At 37.3% G+C, this 15,790-nt stretch carries 18 protein-coding genes; all 18 read left to right on the top strand.

Features of this window, described 5'->3' with window-relative positions; all coding sequences use genetic code 11:
• The first annotated feature begins 312 nt into the window (after positions 1-312).
• Positions 313-774 carry a GyrI-like domain-containing protein gene (locus tag ACYQ1N_RS02040; protein ID WP_459832132.1) on the top strand — a complete coding sequence of 154 codons (462 nt, stop codon included), beginning with the start codon at positions 313-315 and terminating at the stop codon, positions 772-774.
• Between the two features lie 82 nt (positions 775-856).
• Positions 857-1,009 carry a bacteriocin class II family protein gene (locus ACYQ1N_RS02035; RefSeq protein WP_459832130.1) on the top strand — a complete coding sequence of 51 codons (153 nt, stop codon included), beginning with the start codon at positions 857-859 and terminating at the stop codon, positions 1,007-1,009.
• Positions 1,010-1,040: 31 nt separating this feature from the next.
• Positions 1,041-1,208: a hypothetical protein gene (locus ACYQ1N_RS02030; protein WP_459832128.1), complete on the top strand. Its 168-nt coding sequence runs from the start codon at positions 1,041-1,043 to the stop codon at positions 1,206-1,208.
• 35 nt (positions 1,209-1,243) lie between these two features.
• A complete protein-coding gene (locus tag ACYQ1N_RS02025) occupies positions 1,244-1,396 on the top strand; it encodes a hypothetical protein (RefSeq protein ID WP_459832126.1) in 153 nt (50 codons plus the stop codon).
• 28 nt (positions 1,397-1,424) lie between these two features.
• Complete coding sequence (locus ACYQ1N_RS02020) at positions 1,425-1,547, top strand: class IIb bacteriocin, lactobin A/cerein 7B family (RefSeq protein WP_459832124.1); 123 nt, start codon at positions 1,425-1,427, stop codon at positions 1,545-1,547.
• A gap of 163 nt (positions 1,548-1,710) precedes the next feature.
• Positions 1,711-1,857: a class IIb bacteriocin, lactobin A/cerein 7B family gene (locus ACYQ1N_RS02015; RefSeq protein ID WP_459832122.1), complete on the top strand. Its 147-nt coding sequence runs from the start codon at positions 1,711-1,713 to the stop codon at positions 1,855-1,857.
• A 26-nt stretch (positions 1,858-1,883) separates the two neighbouring features.
• Positions 1,884-2,036: a class IIb bacteriocin, lactobin A/cerein 7B family gene (locus tag ACYQ1N_RS02010; RefSeq protein ID WP_459832120.1), complete on the top strand. Its 153-nt coding sequence runs from the start codon at positions 1,884-1,886 to the stop codon at positions 2,034-2,036.
• Positions 2,037-2,471: 435 nt separating this feature from the next.
• Positions 2,472-4,691, top strand: coding sequence for a peptidase domain-containing ABC transporter (locus tag ACYQ1N_RS02005; RefSeq protein WP_459832118.1), 2,220 nt, complete (start codon positions 2,472-2,474; stop codon positions 4,689-4,691).
• Complete coding sequence (locus ACYQ1N_RS02000; protein ID WP_459832116.1) at positions 4,688-6,244, top strand: beta-barrel domain-containing protein; 1,557 nt, start codon at positions 4,688-4,690, stop codon at positions 6,242-6,244. Before ACYQ1N_RS02005 ends, ACYQ1N_RS02000 begins: the two co-directional genes overlap by 4 nt.
• Positions 6,245-6,413: 169 nt before the next feature.
• A complete protein-coding gene (locus ACYQ1N_RS01995; protein ID WP_459832114.1) occupies positions 6,414-6,995 on the top strand; it encodes a uracil-DNA glycosylase family protein in 582 nt (193 codons plus the stop codon).
• Positions 6,996-7,045: 50 nt separating this feature from the next.
• Positions 7,046-7,996 (top strand): peptide-methionine (R)-S-oxide reductase MsrB, encoded by a 951-nt coding sequence (msrB, locus tag ACYQ1N_RS01990; RefSeq protein ID WP_459832111.1) that lies wholly within the window; start codon positions 7,046-7,048, stop codon positions 7,994-7,996.
• 336 nt (positions 7,997-8,332) lie between these two features.
• Entirely contained in the window at positions 8,333-8,764 is a 432-nt protein-coding gene (locus ACYQ1N_RS01985) for a MarR family winged helix-turn-helix transcriptional regulator (protein ID WP_459832109.1), read from the top strand.
• A complete protein-coding gene (locus ACYQ1N_RS01980) occupies positions 8,764-9,609 on the top strand; it encodes a pirin family protein (protein WP_459832107.1) in 846 nt (281 codons plus the stop codon). The genes ACYQ1N_RS01985 and ACYQ1N_RS01980 overlap by 1 nt, the downstream gene beginning before the upstream one ends.
• Before the next feature lie 97 nt (positions 9,610-9,706).
• Positions 9,707-10,279, top strand: coding sequence for a nitroreductase family protein (locus tag ACYQ1N_RS01975; protein WP_459832105.1), 573 nt, complete (start codon positions 9,707-9,709; stop codon positions 10,277-10,279).
• A gap of 287 nt (positions 10,280-10,566) precedes the next feature.
• On the top strand, positions 10,567-11,541 hold the full coding sequence (locus ACYQ1N_RS01970) for an NAD-dependent epimerase/dehydratase family protein (RefSeq protein ID WP_459832103.1): 975 nt from the start codon (positions 10,567-10,569) through the stop codon (positions 11,539-11,541).
• Between the two features lie 449 nt (positions 11,542-11,990).
• A complete protein-coding gene (locus ACYQ1N_RS01965; RefSeq protein WP_459832101.1) occupies positions 11,991-12,950 on the top strand; it encodes a glycosyltransferase family 2 protein in 960 nt (319 codons plus the stop codon).
• Positions 12,919-13,560 carry a hypothetical protein gene (locus ACYQ1N_RS01960; RefSeq protein WP_459832099.1) on the top strand — a complete coding sequence of 214 codons (642 nt, stop codon included), beginning with the start codon at positions 12,919-12,921 and terminating at the stop codon, positions 13,558-13,560. The genes ACYQ1N_RS01965 and ACYQ1N_RS01960 overlap by 32 nt, the downstream gene beginning before the upstream one ends.
• A gap of 13 nt (positions 13,561-13,573) precedes the next feature.
• A complete protein-coding gene (locus tag ACYQ1N_RS01955) occupies positions 13,574-15,751 on the top strand; it encodes a hypothetical protein (protein WP_459832096.1) in 2,178 nt (725 codons plus the stop codon).
• The last annotated feature ends 39 nt before the right edge of the window (positions 15,752-15,790 follow it).

Here is a 15,790-nt window from a genome sequence, read left to right as displayed (position 1 = left end):
TTTTTACCATCGGATTTTAATATCTAAAGATGCGCTAAGGCAATCGCCTCGGCGCATCTTTTTTATTTTATTTTGAGAGCATAATCGTAGGAATAATAAGCATTTTTTACATATATATTATGAGCATATATATAACCTGTCGTAAAAGTCATGCTTTATGACAATTTTATAAAAATGATAATCAGAATATAAAATTTATTTTACATGGACTTTTCCGGATGTTGATAGATGAAAAATATTGCCTTTAGTAACATATGAGATGTCAACGGGACAAACAATTCAAAACCTAAACACAAAGAGGAATGGTATCAAATGCTTACAATCAAAGAAAAACAGGAATTAAATGTAAAAAAAGCTCTTTCATTCAGAGGAATTATTGAGGAGAGCGAACTTGAATCCATTAAAAGAGATATGGACTCTGTGATTATTAATAACAATATATCCGCAAGAGGCGAGTTTATCACGGTTACATACGGTATAGAAGGCGAAAAGCTGGATATGGAGCTTATTATACCGATAGATTCCGATGTTGACGTTACGGCAGAAGGGTATCGTATCAGAGACGATGTAAGGATTGAAAATGCTGTTGTTGCTTCTTATCAGGGAAGTCCGGATACATTTACGGATGTGTTCATGGAATTAAACCGATACATAACAGACAACAATTTAGAACCTGCAACAGCCGGATACAACGTATTCAGAGGTTCCGTATACAACGAAATTGAAGGTTGTATGGATATATGTGTTGATGTGTATTTGGGAGTTGCCAACTGATTTTTGACATATTTATTCGGTAATAACGGGTATGCCCGTATTACATATACTATTAAAAATCCGGTAAAAGGAGGTGAAGCAGATGGAAAATAAATTCAAAGTTATGACAAATGAAGAACTTATGAAGTGCGAAGGCGGAAGTGTTGCAAGAATACTTATCGATATTGCCAAAGAAGCAATTAAAGAGCTTTGGAGGGATATAAATAAACCTAATCGATTTAGACCTACACTTTGATATATAGGAAAGGTAAGAAGGAGACAGAATCATGGAAAAGTTAAGAACAATGACAGAAGACGAAATTATGGTTTGTGACGGCGGAGTGTATCATCCAAACGGCGGTTGTACTCCAACGATAGAGATTCCTATTTTAAGACCGCAGAGACCTAAAACAAGAGACATTTTTGATTCTGCCTTAAAGAGTCTTTATAAATAATTACCAAAACAAGTTTTATAAAAGGAGAAAAAGTTATGTTAAGAACAATGACAGAAGATGAAGTAATGACAGTAGACGGCGGTATTGTATGGGTACCTGTTGTTTGGGCGGGAGTTAAGTGCGCTGCGGCATTGCTCGGAGGAGTAGGCGCAGGTCTCGCAGTATCAAAAATAGTTTCAAGATGGTAATAAAGATAAATTAAAAAGGATAAAAGATATGTTAAAAGATATGACGAACAGAGAATTAATGAATGTAGAAGGCGGCTCTGTGTTGGTAACGCTCTTTTGTGCAGGTTTTGCTGCAGGTATAGCAATGGGCGTGAAGAAGTGGTTTAAATAATTTGAGGTTTCAAGAGGAGCAAAGTAATGTTAAGAACAATGACAGAAGATGAAGTAATGGCAGTAGACGGCGGTCTTGTAATTTTACCTATTATGCCAACATCTATTCTTAGATGGGTTAGAAAGTTGTTTAAATAATTTTAGATTTCAAGAGGAGAAAAGCAATGTTAAGAGCAATGACAAATGACGAAATAATGGAAGTTGAAGGCGGAATTGTGCCTATAGTAGTCGGAGGATCAGCATTGGCAAAAATATTCGCTGCAGGTTTTGCTGCAGGTATAGCAATGGGCATTAAGAAGTGGTTTAAATAATTTGAGATTTCAAGAGGAGCAAAGTTATGTTAAGAACAATGACAGAAGATGAAGTAATGGCAGTAGACGGCGGTATTGTATGGGTACCTATTCTTATAGCGGGAGCTAAGTGCGGTGCGGCATTGCTCGGTGGAGTAGCTGCAGGCCTCGCAGTATCAAAAATAGTTTCCAGATGGTAATAAATATAATACATATAAAAGAAACAAAAACAATTTTCAGAGTAAAGGGATGAGAATAATGGCGGTTGACAGCAATGTACTCTTAATTCTTTTTCTTACAGGTTTTATAGGCGGCACGGCACTTGGAATTGCAAAGTGGATAAAAAAGAAATAAGTCTGTAAAGCAATATTTATCGGTATGTAACTCTAAAAACTTGTTTATATGACAAATAAGGGTATCTATTGTGTGAAAACACATGGTAGGTGCCTTTATTTGAGATGGAGGTAAACATGAAAAAAGCGTTGACTGTTATTTTCAGTGTCGGATTTATATGCGGGACAGTAATGGGCATTAGATTATTTTTTTAATACCGAGGATCATCCGTCAATAAAATTTAAAAGTATCCGTTTAGAGGCGGATATATATGTGAACTAAAAAAATTCTTGAGGTTACTTATGAGATACTATTGTATAAAACAGCATGACATGACTGATTGCGGTGCGGCATGTATCGCAACAATATGCAGACAAAACGGTTATAAGATCAGTATTACAAAGATACGTGAGGTTGCGGGAACAGACAAACAGGGAACGAATGCCAAAGGCGTTATTAAGGCAGCGGAACAGTTGGGATTTGATGCCAAGGGAGTTAAAGGTGACAGAGAGGCGTTCTTTTCCGGATTTCAGCTTCCATGTATAGCACATGTTATTGTTGATGGGCAACTTTTGCATTATGTGGTGATACATAAGATTACAAAAAAATATGTTATTATCGCGGATCCGGGAGTGGGAATAGTTAAACTCAAACCCGAAGAATTTTTCGGTGATGTTCACGAGCCGGGGAAACCGCCGAAATACAGATGGAGCGGTGTTCTCATTTTATTGGTGAAAAAAGAAACCTTTAAAAAGGGCGGAGAAACAAAAGGATTGTTTAAGCGTTTTTTCAGTTTATTGGTTCCGCAGAGAAAATTGCTTATGCATATCTTTTTTGCGTCACTGATATATACGATACTCGGTATACTCGGAGCTTTTTATTTTAAAGAGCTTATTGACAGTGTATTGCCGGACGGACTGCAAAGGACACTTATGACTCTCTCGGTAGGAGTAATTGCCTTAAATGTATTTAAGGTTATTCTGGATGCGTTCAGATCTCATTTGCTTCTTTATTTAAGTCAGAAGCTGGATATTGCATTATTGCTTGGATATTATCGTCATATAATGGAACTTCCCATGAATTTTTTCGGGACAAGGAAAATAGGCGAGATAATTTCGAGATTTAATGATGCGGGAAAGGTAAGAGATGCAATTTCCGGTGCCACTCTTACCATGATGATTGATACCATTATGGCGGTTGCGGGCGGAATTATATTATTTATGCAGAATGCAAAGCTGTTCGGAATTGCGGTAATAATGGTAGTAATCTACATTATTATCGTTGTGGTCTTTAATAAAAAATATGAAACATTAAACCGCAGGGAGATGGAAGACAATGCTCAGCTTACTTCATACATGGTGGAATCATTAAACGGGATACAGACCGTAAAGGCGTACAATGCAGAGCGAAAGACAAAGCAGGAAACGGAAATCAGATTTGTAAAGCTCTTAAGAAGCGTATTTAATTTGAGCAAAGCAAATAATATACAGTCATCACTTAAAACATTGGTGGAATTGGTAGGAGGAGTCATTATCCTCTGGGTCGGAGGAGTAAGTGTTATAAACGGAGAAATGACGATGGGTTCTCTTATAACATTTAATTCGTTATTGATATATTTTCTTGATCCGATTAAAAATCTTATTGATCTGCAGCCGCAGATACAGACTGCGGTAGTGGCCGCAGACCGCCTCGGGGAAATACTTGATCTTGAAGCGGAAAAGACGGAAAAAGAATATCGCAAAATGTCGCCTTCAAGTCTTGCCGGAGATATAGAGATAAAGAATTTGAATTTCAGATACGGAACAAGGAGACTTATTTTACAGGATATTAATCTTAAGATAGAAAAGGGACAAAAGGTTGCCTTTGTAGGTGAAAGCGGTTCAGGCAAGACCACTCTTTCCAAACTGTTATTGCATTTATATGCTCCGGAATCGGGAGATATACTTATCAACGGAAGAAATATAGAAGATATTCAACTTGAGTGCCTGAGAGAGAAGATTGCATATATTCCTCAGGAAACATTTTTATTCAGCGGCTCAATATATGAAAATCTTACTCTGGGTATGGATAACGTTACCATGGAAGATGTTACGGAAGCGGCTAAAATGGCTCAGGCTCACGATTTTATTAATGAACTTCCTCTTCGTTATGATACGAGACTGGAAGAGAACGGTGCAAATCTTTCCGGAGGACAGAGGCAGAGACTTGCAATTACGAGAGCAATGCTTAAGAAACCTGACATACTTATCCTTGATGAGGCAACAAGCAATCTTGATGCCATTACAGAGCGTGCTCTTGATCAGACTCTCAATGAATATACCAAGGACAGAACCACAATATTTATCGCTCATCGTTTAAGTACAATAAAGAACTGCGATAAGATTTATGTATTGGACAAAGGCAGGATAATAGAGGAAGGCTCACACAGAGAACTTATTAAGCTCGGAGGAAAATACGCTTATCTCATAAAACAGCAGTCGTTGGAGGAGAATACCGAAGAGGAAGGCGGTGATGACAAATGAAATCCACAATAATAGATATTAAGGATATAACCGACAGCTCGGAAGTATACGATTCCAAACCTAACCGCTTCATGGTATATACGATATATGTAATATTAGCCGTATTGGCGGCAGCATTTCTGTGGATGTGCTTTTTCTCGATCGATATAGTGGTAAAGAGCAACGGTATCTTTAAGGGAAATGACACTTCAAATGTAATAAGCAGTGCAGTAGCCGGCAAAGTCAAAGAGACAAAGGTTAAGAACGGACAGTATGTAAATGAAGGAGATACGCTTTATACAGTTGAGGTATCGTCTCTTTCGGACACTTTAAAAAGTTACGGAGAGAGTGTTGAATCGTCGAAGAAGAGACTGGAGATTCTTGATGCATATGAGAAAAGCCTTGACGGAAACAAAGATGAACTGGACAAATATTCAGATAATCCTTACTACGGTGAATTTGTAAATCGAAGAGAACTTTTATTTGCAAATATAAGTATGAATGAAACGGATGTAAACGGTCAGGCATCCGTATATAACGGAAATATAAGCTCAACATCCGAAATGATCGATGAATATAATGAAAAAGTAAATAAACTGAACGAAGTAAAAAAATCGATTGCAAACAGGAATAATACATTATCTCCTTCGGATGAATATTATTACGGCATGGTGGAGAGTTATCTTGCCTCCTACAGTTATACCGAACTCCAATATAATAATAAAGTAAGCGATTATCAGTCACAGATAGATTCATATAGCAGGCAGCTCAAACAACTGAACGGAAATGAGACAGGCGATGAGATAGAAAGTCAAATTAACTCATTGGAAAGAGCAAAGAATTCAGCCGAAAAAGAAAAGAGCGAAGCACTTTATAATCTTGAGCTTCAGCAGACATCATCCGTGGAACAGCAGATTGAAAGCTACAAAAACAACATACTTTCGATGGAATCAAGTCTAAATGCAGACAAACTGCAGCTTGATAATCTTAATAAAGCAAACGGAAATACAAAAGAAAATGCCGCGATTCTTACCGAAAAAAATAACATTGCATCGGAGCGGTTAAGCTACAGTGACAAATTGGCTGAAGGGGAAAGATATCTAAAGAATTATGAGATACAAAACGATAATTGTACGGTAAAAGCAGGTGCTTCCGGATACTACACCATTGATAACGAGATTAAAGAAGGTTCTTTTATACAGGAGGGAACATCTCTGGGAGAGGTGTATCCCGCAAGCGAGTCCGGTTTTTATGCCGAATTATATGTTGAAAATTCGGATATTGCAAAATTAAAAGAAGGTCAGGAAGTTAATTTTGAAATTGCGGCTCTTCCGTCTTCTGAATACGGGTACTTCACAGGCAAAGTTGAATATATTTCAAAAGATATCACAGTCGATCAAAATTCGGGAAACGCATATTACCTTGTAAAAGTGAAATGCGATACTTCATCGTTGAAGAATAAATCCGGCGACGAAATCTCTCTTATTAACGGAATGGCTTGTCAGGGTAAAATTATTGTTGATAAACAAAACGTACTTACATATTTAATGAAGAACTTGGACTTATGGGGCTGAGTAAAAATTTCATATATTATTAATTATTAAATCAGCAGGTATTTTGCGGCATATTCCGCATATGATACCTGTTTTTTTTCATATTATTATATTAACAAAATCGAAAAGTTCTGTATTTATTATGTTTATTCTTTAAATTATAATCATGTAACAAAAGGGGGTGCGATAGATGTGTACCGATATAGAAAAGATAATAACGGAATTGAAGGAAGATCCGCGAAATGCGGAATATACTGAACGGGGGATTCCTCCGGTGTTTCAATTCAGCGAACATGCCCGAATATTGATTATAGGTCAGGCTCCGGGAAAGAAAGTCGAAGAATCTCTTATTCCGTTTAATGATAAGTCCGGTGAAAAATTAATAAGTTGGATGGGCATTGATAAAAATACATTTTATTCCGAAAAGACGGCAATTATACCCATGGATTTTTATTATCCGGGAAAGGGGAAGACGGGAGATTTACCTCCCCGTAAATTTGTTGCTCGTGAATATCATGAAAAGATAATTAATATGATGCATGACATAAGGATTACGATTCTTATAGGAAGCTATTCTCAAAAATATTATTTGGGAGATCGACAGAAAAAGAATCTCACGGAAACCGTAAGGTCATATAGGGAATATTTGCCGGATTACTTTCCGATAGTACATCCCAGCCCTCTTAACTTTCGATGGTTAAAAAATAATCCATGGTTTGAGTCGGATGTTGTGCCGGAATTGAAAATTGAAGTTGAAAAAGCACTTAAGTGAAAATAATTCTGATTTTATGAAAATTTACGGAATAAAAGGAGGGATATACGATGAAAAAAGGAACTGTTTATCTTGCCGGAGGATGTTTCTGGGGAGTAGAGAAATTCTTTGAACAATTCCGCGGTATTACGGATACTTTAGTTGGTTACGCAAACGGACCGACTTCGGAGCCTTCATACGGAGACGTATGTAACGGAAGCGGTCATGCCGAAGCGGTAAGACTGGAATATGATAAGGATAAAATTTCTCTTACAGAGATTATAAAATACTTTTTTATGATAATAGACCCGTTGTCCGTAAACAAACAGGGGAATGATACGGGTATACAGTACAGAACGGGAATATATTATGAAGATGCGGCTGATCTGCCCGAGATAGAGGCGGTATATAACGAAGAACAAAATAGAGTCGGCGCACCTCTTGCCGTGGAACTTGAACCAATTAAAAATTTCTACCCCGCAGAGGAGTATCACAGAAAATATCTAGATAAAAATCCTTTAGGCTATTGTCATATAAATCCGAAATTGTTCGGACTGCAAAAGCAAAGATTTAACATTGAAAACGGTATCGAAAGCGAAGAAGAACTTAAAAAACGTATAGGAGCTTTGTCTTTTGAAGTTACACAAAGGGCTGCGACGGAAAGACCTTTTACAGGCGAATATGACAATTTTTTTGAAAAGGGAATTTATGTGGATATAGTAAGCGGAGAGCCTCTGTTCAGTTCTGAAGATAAATATAATTCAGGCTGCGGCTGGCCTGCCTTTACAAAACCGATTGATAAAAACATTTTGATTGAGAAAACAGATTTGTCATACGGCATGGTTCGTACGGAAGTAATATCAAAGGAAGCATCTTCTCATCTGGGACATGTTTTTGACGACGGTCCGAAAGACAGGGGAGGACTTCGCTATTGTATAAATTCCGCATCATTAAGGTTTATCCCATACGATGAACTTGAAAAGCAGGGATACGGTGAATATAAGAAGCTGTTTGATAAATAACCGTGTTCTTTGAATCACATGACATAGTAAATAATATGTGAGGATAAAAGTTTTATATATCAGAGCAACCGATGTTGTTGATATTTTACCGATAAGTGTATTGCGGTCTAATGTCACAATGTCGGTTGCTTATTTAATTGTAAAAATATCAAAAAATCTTCAAAACAAAAGTGCGGATTAAAGATATGAATCCGGATATGAACTATTTTGCAGTATTTACATTAATAATCGAATTGGGTAAATAAGACTGTTTTAACACGAAATTATATCTAATTAGATACTATTGACGAGTTACATCTAATTAGATATAATTTGTGCAAGTCAGGAGGTGAGCCGATGAGGGAAGATTCATATATTCTCATAGGTATACACAGAATAGTTAAGGATCTTGACCGTGAGACTGCAAGGGTTAGTTCGTCATACGGATTGACATTTCCTCAGTTCATGGTGCTTGAAGCGCTGTTAAACAAGGGGAGTCTGACGGTCGGAGAGATAAAGGAAAAGATATTGAGCAGTAACGGAACTATTCCCGTAATAATTAATAATCTTGTTAAGCAGGGAATGGTACGGCGTACAAAAGATCCGGATGACCAAAGAAGGAGTCTTGTTGAACTTACGGACAAGGGAAGGGAGCTTATTGAACGTGTATATCCGGAAAATGAGAAAATATTTACCGAAAGATTCGGAATTTGGACAAAAGAAGAGAAGAAAGAACTGATGAGCCTTATCGGCAGATATCATGAACGTTTTATAAAAAGGAGGGAATAATGATAAGAGAAGTGATAAAGCAGACACGCGGTCGAAGAAGCAGAGACGGAGCCGGCGTAAATTTGGTAAGAGTACTGGGTAACGGAACGGTAAACGCATATGATCCTTTTCTTATGCTTGATTCATTTGATTCGAGCGATCCCAGAGACTACGAAGCGGGATTTCCGATGCATCCTCACAGAGGTATAGAAACGGTAAGTTTTATAAGCAAAGGACAGATGCTTCACAGAGATCATCTCGGTACGGAAGCGTTGGTACGTGACGGTGAGGCACAGTGGCTTACTGCCGGATCGGGCGCCGAGCATGAAGAGATGCCCGGAGGAGAGAGACTTCTCGGAACGCAGCTTTGGCTCAATATGCCGGCAAAGGATAAAATGAAAGCTAAACCCGCATACCACGGAATAACAAAGGATGAAATAAAAGAAATTCCTTTAAAAGGCGGAATACTCAGACTTATAACCGGCGAATATAACGGAGCAGAAGGATGGCAGGGACGTTATCTGCCTCTGGATTTTTATGATATACATCTTGAACCTCATGCAAATGCAGAAATAAGCATTCGCAAAGGTTGGTCATCATTTGCTTTTACGCTCAGGGGAAGTGTAAAGATAAGCGGTACGGATGTTGAAGAGAAGACAGCCGCAAAACTCGGTGACGGTGACAGCGTAGTGCTTGAAACCGGGGATACGGGAGCCGAAATATTGATTTATGCTTCAAAACCCCTTGATGAACCCGTTGCGTGGTATGGCCCTATTGTTATGAATACAAGGGAAGAACTTGAACAGGCATATTTGGATCTTCAAAACGGAACATTTATTAAAGAGGCTGAAGAATACGATAATTGATATAATATTGACAGTTACAACGGAAAACGATATAATAATGACGGTTACAACATAGAGCATTATAATCATAAAAATATTTTAAGATCGGAGAACGAAAATGAAACTTACGGAGATATTAGGAAAAAGAAGAAGTTATTACGGCTTAAACAAAGAACTTCCCGTATCGGAGGAAGAAGTAAAATCATTGCTTAAAAAAATTACGGAGTCAGTTCCTGATGCATTTAATATGAAGAGTGCAAGAATTGCGGTTGCGCTCGGAAGTAAACAGGATGAACTCTGGGATCGTATTTATGATACTTTCGGAGGAAAGGTTCCAAAAGAAAAGATTGATTCATTTAAAGCTGCAGCCGGAACCGTATTGTATTTCTATGATGAGGATGTTGTGAAAGGCATGCAGGAACAGTTTCCGAGGTATGCCGAGAATTTCCCTGTATGGGCCAACCAGGCAAACGGAATGCTTCAGATTAACATTTGGACGGCTCTCAGAGAAATCGGAATAGGAGCAAACATTCAGCATTATAATCCTGTTATTGATGAGACGGTACGTGAGATGTTTAACCTTCCGGAAAGTTGGAAACTCATTGCACAGATGCCGTTTGGAGGAATTGTTTCAGAACCTGATCAGAAAGAAAAAGAAGAAATTGATAACAGAGTGAAATTCTTTCAATAAACATAAAAAACTTAAAAGATAAAATGATATATAAATAAGGCAAAAGCGCGGATATCGACTTAATATCGGATATCCGTGCTTTTTTTATATGCCGCATGGAATGGCGGATCGGCGGATTGGATGGTATAATATATACAATATTAAGACAGTGTCACGTCGGACTGACAAAGCATATTTCAATATCGGTGGTAAAACTTAAGAAAAATCAAAACCCTGTAACATTCAATATATGAGACGTATAAACAACAGTAATATATCGTAAAAGTTCACGCACGGAGGTAACGAAGATGAAAAAACTTTATCTTGTAACCGGAGCAACGGGACATTTGGGAACAGTGCTTATTTCAGAACTGATTAAAAGGGGAGAAAATATACGTGCTCTTGTAAGAGCAGGCAAAGAAGGACAGGTACAGGGTGATGTTGAAATATGTTTGGGTGATATAAGAGATAAGGAATCACTTAAAAGTTTCTTTAATCTTAAGGGGTATGATACGGTAACATTATTTCACTGTGCGGCAATTATAGATATTACTTCCGGCAACAATTCCGCAGTATGGGACACAAATGTAAACGGAACAAAAAATATTATGGAATGGGCGTTAAATACCGGAGTCAATCGTGTTGTATATGTAAGTTCCGTACATGCCATTCCCGAATTGCCTAAGCCTGAAACAATAAAGGAAGTAAACTCTTTTTCTCCGGATGATGTTTACGGACAATATGCCAAATCGAAAGCAGCAGCGGCACAAATTGTTTTGGATTACGCGAAAAAGGGTCTTAATGTGAGTATTGTTCATCCTTCCGGAATTATAGGTCCGGGAGATGTAAAGTTGAGTAATCATATGATTCGTACTCTTAAAGATATGGAAGTAGGAAAAATAAGAATAGCAATAAGCGGCGGTTATGACTTTGTGGACTCAAGAGATGTTGTCGAAGGAATACTTGCATGTGAAACTAAGGGGAAGCCCGGGGAATGTTATATACTGAACGGACATTATGTAAGTGTATCTAAACTATTAAACATGGTTCGTAAGCTGTCCGGGAAAAAGCCCATAAGGAATATTATTCCATACGGACTTGTAAAATGGATAGCACCGGTGGTTGAGAAAGTTTCAATACTTCTGGGGGATAAACAGCCGCTTTTTACGCAATATTCTTTATATACGTTGCAGACAAATGCGAACTTCTCACACAGGAAGGCTGAAAATGAACTTGGATATGTTCCGAGGAGTATAAAAGAGTCCTTAAGGGATTCGCTGTAGATGTATGTACTCCGCGGGAATAACAGTAATTAAATGCGTATATACAGTGATTTTCAATATATATGCATTTAATTAAACACATTTTGATATTTTTTATCAATGTGTGTTTGTAATATTGATAACGATAATATAAAAAGAAAACTTAGAATAATTAATAATTAACCGATAAATATTTTTAAGAAGATAAGCGGCGGATAATCCGCCGCTTATTTTTGCCTTTCTTAATATAAAATCAACAATAAATTTGTGATTAGCATTGCAACAAATAATTGTAAAAAATATATTAAAAATAAAAAATATTTTAAATGTCTTTAAAACTTTTGTTAATTATATTAACAAAAGCTTATTATATAATTTTACAAAAGCTTTAATATATTTGCTTTATATACATTACATCTGTGCATTACAGTTGAATTTTTACAACAGGTAACGAAGGGGGTATTGCAGCTATGCGGTCTGAAGGAGTAACGGTGTTAATGCCGGTTTATAATGCGCAGAAATATGTGTCATACAGCATCGAAGCTTTATTAAATCAAGATTTTGATAATTTTCAAATTCTGATTGTGGATGACGCATGTACGGATGACAGTATTTCCGTTATAGAGAGCTTTGGAAGCGATAAAATTAAAATAATACACAATGATGTAAACAGAAATGTTGCTTACTCTTTAAACAGAGGTCTGGATTTAATAGATACAAAATATATTATGAGGGCTGATGCCGATGATATTTTGCATAAATCCTGGATAAAGATTATGTATGAGTATATGGAAAGAAATCCGGAAACGGCGGTTGCGGGTACAGAGTGGGTATATATCAGAGAAGATACAAAAATAAATAATAATTGGAGACTGCCGAATTTATCCGACTCTATGATTATGGATTCCGAACAAATCAGATATAGATACCTGTTTTATCCATTTATTCATCACGCTTCTCTCATAATGAGAAATTCAGTAATACAGGATAAGGGATACAGGTATGACGAGACTGTAGGGAATGCAGAGGATTTTGAACTCATCAGACGAATAGTTCTGGAAGAGGAGACTGCCGTTTTAAAACTCCCTTTGCTTGCATACAGGCGACACTCTGAGGCTGTATCTAAGAATGTTGTAAATGACAGGGCGAGAATTATGGGTAATGTTGTAAGAAAGAGTCTTGCAATGTATGACATAAACATATCTCAAGAGACTGCGGAACTCTTTATAAAGATTTCATTGACCGAAGCGCCTTTCACAATGAAAAGAGAAGATTTTGACACATTGCAGGAGGTGTTTGACGAACAAATTTACCGCAACAAAAAACTGGCACCGAAAATTAATCCGTACCTGTGCAATGAAAGTATAGCGAGAGCAAAAAAGAGGTTTGAGGAAGTAAATGGATTATGTAACAGAGACGAATTTATATGAATATATTCGAAAAAACAAAACCGCTAAATTGTATTTTGGGACGGGAAATACATATATTGACGGTTTTTTCTCTGCGGCTCCCGACAGTAAATCCGAAAAAGTAAATAAAATGTCAATTTCGGATATGAGAAATATAGGTGAAGAAACATTTGATTACATTTTGGCAGAATATATACATGAAACAGAGACAGACTGTGATTGTATTTTATTTACGGAATGCGCTCGTATTTTAAAAAAAGGCGGCGTTCTGAGAGTCGTCGGACATAATCTTGAATATTATTTATCTCTTATTGAAAACGCAGATTCTGCAAAAGAATATATACAGTGGTACTTATATAAGTATGAGAACAAGCTTCTGTCAGACCTTGCTGATTTTAACTATAACTCGAAAGCGACAATTGTATTGCAAAGCATGTACCAACGATTCGGCCGGTTGTATAACGAAGAACTTTTACACGACGTCTTGGTCAGATACGGTTTTGAATGGTTGGGAAAACAGAGATTTCGAAAAAGTCGTTATACGGACTTAGACGGAATGGACACATGTGACAAAGGTGTTCCGGAAAAATACAAAATTTTCGATACATTAGTAATTGAAGTAAGTAAATAGAGAGGAGAAAAAGATGAAAAAGAAAAAAATATTTGGACGCAGTTTAAAAATCGGTGCTTTTGCTTCTTTATCAACTGCAATAATACCGCTCTGCGGTGCTTCGGGATTGATCCCTTCATATTCGGTGTTGGCAAACGATACTGACACCGAAGATTCGGTAAACAGCGTAGTGTCAGATTTACAGTCGGGAAAAACGGGCTTGATTTCCGAATCCGTACATGATGTTAACGGGTTTGATTCACAGGCAGGCGGATATTGGGCAGCAGTAAAAAAATACAGCGGATTCCTGTATTATTTCTACGATAAAAAGCCGAGTGTATCACAGATAAAGAATGATTATGATGCCGGTAAATTTGTATCTTCTTCGGCATTATCGACAATCGGACAATTAAAATCCGACGACAAAATATATTTGATTGAAGGTTCCGATTTGGATTCATATATTGCGAATGCGGATGAACCGACGATTCAGGACAGTAACATTATATTGAGAGATAAAATTGTGTTTTTGAAAGATGTGACACAGCTTCAAAACAATGATAACATCGGCAATGAAAACCTGAATATAGATGAGATACCAAGCAGATATTCTTCGATTTACAAAATATTGCAAAACAACAGTTTTTTATATTATGTGGAAAAGGGATTTGTATCTACAAGTTGGAAATTCACCGAGGACATCGGTCATGATTCGATGTCCGGTTTGGGAGTTGATAAATCGTCTTATCTGCTTGCCACGACAAATGAGCCTTCATTTTACAACCTGGTTTCAGCTATTGACGGCAAAAGTATAGATGAGTTATTGTCGAATGAAAGAAACGGTATTGTCTTATATTTGAACGGAGAGAGAAAAATCGTAAACAATATCGAACTCACATGGACGGACGGAACTCCGGATTTTAAGGCGGACGGCGCCGGTTATAAAGGTGATAAAGACTATAAATATAAATTAAAATTTACATTTGACGACAGAAGTATTTATGAGCCTGATGATGAACATACCATAACGGTAGCTTATAACTATATACCGAAGGATTTACAGGATGCCCTTAATGACGGCAATGCAGAGGATGATTTAGAAGATGACGGAATTGCAGACGCCAAAAACGATTTCAGAAGATATATGGATATAAATGTAAAATCCGAAAATTCCGCCGATCGAAACAATATAGGAAATCAGACACGTGACTGGTTGGTAAAATATGTATTAAGTGATCCGTCTTATTTTGAAGTGGAAAGTTCATTTTTGGTAAACGGTTTTGAAGACATCACCATAGGAAGTCCGGAAGCAACCATAACAATGAAAGAAATTTCATTGGCTGAGAACCCGGCGGCATCATCAGACGGAAGTGTTCGTGTTATTTACAAAAATACAGACGGTAATGTAATATCCGAAGATTACATGGACACTCCTCTTACAAAAATAAATAACCCTGCACAGAGCTATGATGCCGATAAAGTGAGAGAGGACGGAAGTAAAGAAAAACCGTTGATTATTCAAGGCAATGACGGTAAGAATTATTACTTTGTATATTCAAACGGAAAAGAAACGGGAGTCCTTTCCGAAGGTGAAACGGTGGTGGAATATACATATGCGCCTGAAGAGTATGAAACCGAAAATCTCGAAACCTTCGGTAATGTTATTATTAAATATGAAACGGAAGACGGAAGAGAATTAAAAGTTCCCGTGACCGATACAAATAATGCAAAGGTAAGCAATACCGTTGTAACAAAGAAGTATTATATGAATGGTAATAAAAAAATATATGTTGAAAACGGAGAAAGCAGAGAGACGGAAAGCTTATCTCCGACATATAACGCTGCGGAAGAGGGCGAAAAACCGGAATATATAGATGACACATTGACAGGTAAAAGGTATTACCTGATCGGCGTCAGCGGCAATGAAACGGGAAATGTGGTTGAAGGCGATACGGTTGTAACATATAAATACGGTTTAAGAAACGAAGAACCTGATGTAGGATTTAATGCCCCGGGCGGTGGTGATAACACTTCTGACGGAGATAACAGTGGTATTGTTTTGAAAAACGGTGAGACAGCGTATGTGAACAAAGCGCCTAAAACCGCAGATGAAAGCAAAAGAGGTTTATTTGCGGGCATGTTAGGCCTCAGTGCATCTGTTACATCGATTGCTTTTCTTAAACTTCGTAAAAAGAAAACTTCGAATAATTGATAATTAACCGATAAATATTTTTAAGAAGATAAGCGACGG

Source organism: Howardella ureilytica (genome assembly GCF_054657495.1).
This window is presented reverse-complemented; position numbering and strand designations above follow the sequence as displayed.

What these genes read in the sequence shown, in the direction of transcription:
- ACYQ1N_RS02040 (WP_459832132.1), top strand. Translation starts at nt 313, where the DNA reads ATGCTTACAATCAAAGAAAAACAGGAATTAAATGTAAAAAAAGCTCTT.
- ACYQ1N_RS02035 (WP_459832130.1), top strand. Translation starts at nt 857, where the DNA reads ATGGAAAATAAATTCAAAGTTATGACAAATGAAGAACTTATGAAGTGC.
- ACYQ1N_RS02030 (WP_459832128.1), top strand. Translation starts at nt 1,041, where the DNA reads ATGGAAAAGTTAAGAACAATGACAGAAGACGAAATTATGGTTTGTGAC.
- ACYQ1N_RS02025 (WP_459832126.1), top strand. Translation starts at nt 1,244, where the DNA reads ATGTTAAGAACAATGACAGAAGATGAAGTAATGACAGTAGACGGCGGT.
- ACYQ1N_RS02020 (WP_459832124.1), top strand. Translation starts at nt 1,425, where the DNA reads ATGTTAAAAGATATGACGAACAGAGAATTAATGAATGTAGAAGGCGGC.
- ACYQ1N_RS02015 (WP_459832122.1), top strand. Translation starts at nt 1,711, where the DNA reads ATGTTAAGAGCAATGACAAATGACGAAATAATGGAAGTTGAAGGCGGA.
- ACYQ1N_RS02010 (WP_459832120.1), top strand. Translation starts at nt 1,884, where the DNA reads ATGTTAAGAACAATGACAGAAGATGAAGTAATGGCAGTAGACGGCGGT.
- ACYQ1N_RS02005 (WP_459832118.1), top strand. Translation starts at nt 2,472, where the DNA reads ATGAGATACTATTGTATAAAACAGCATGACATGACTGATTGCGGTGCG.
- ACYQ1N_RS02000 (WP_459832116.1), top strand. Translation starts at nt 4,688, where the DNA reads ATGAAATCCACAATAATAGATATTAAGGATATAACCGACAGCTCGGAA.
- ACYQ1N_RS01995 (WP_459832114.1), top strand. Translation starts at nt 6,414, where the DNA reads ATGTGTACCGATATAGAAAAGATAATAACGGAATTGAAGGAAGATCCG.
- msrB (WP_459832111.1), top strand. Translation starts at nt 7,046, where the DNA reads ATGAAAAAAGGAACTGTTTATCTTGCCGGAGGATGTTTCTGGGGAGTA.
- ACYQ1N_RS01985 (WP_459832109.1), top strand. Translation starts at nt 8,333, where the DNA reads ATGAGGGAAGATTCATATATTCTCATAGGTATACACAGAATAGTTAAG.
- ACYQ1N_RS01980 (WP_459832107.1), top strand. Translation starts at nt 8,764, where the DNA reads ATGATAAGAGAAGTGATAAAGCAGACACGCGGTCGAAGAAGCAGAGAC.
- ACYQ1N_RS01975 (WP_459832105.1), top strand. Translation starts at nt 9,707, where the DNA reads ATGAAACTTACGGAGATATTAGGAAAAAGAAGAAGTTATTACGGCTTA.
- ACYQ1N_RS01970 (WP_459832103.1), top strand. Translation starts at nt 10,567, where the DNA reads ATGAAAAAACTTTATCTTGTAACCGGAGCAACGGGACATTTGGGAACA.
- ACYQ1N_RS01965 (WP_459832101.1), top strand. Translation starts at nt 11,991, where the DNA reads ATGCGGTCTGAAGGAGTAACGGTGTTAATGCCGGTTTATAATGCGCAG.
- ACYQ1N_RS01960 (WP_459832099.1), top strand. Translation starts at nt 12,919, where the DNA reads ATGGATTATGTAACAGAGACGAATTTATATGAATATATTCGAAAAAAC.
- ACYQ1N_RS01955 (WP_459832096.1), top strand. Translation starts at nt 13,574, where the DNA reads ATGAAAAAGAAAAAAATATTTGGACGCAGTTTAAAAATCGGTGCTTTT.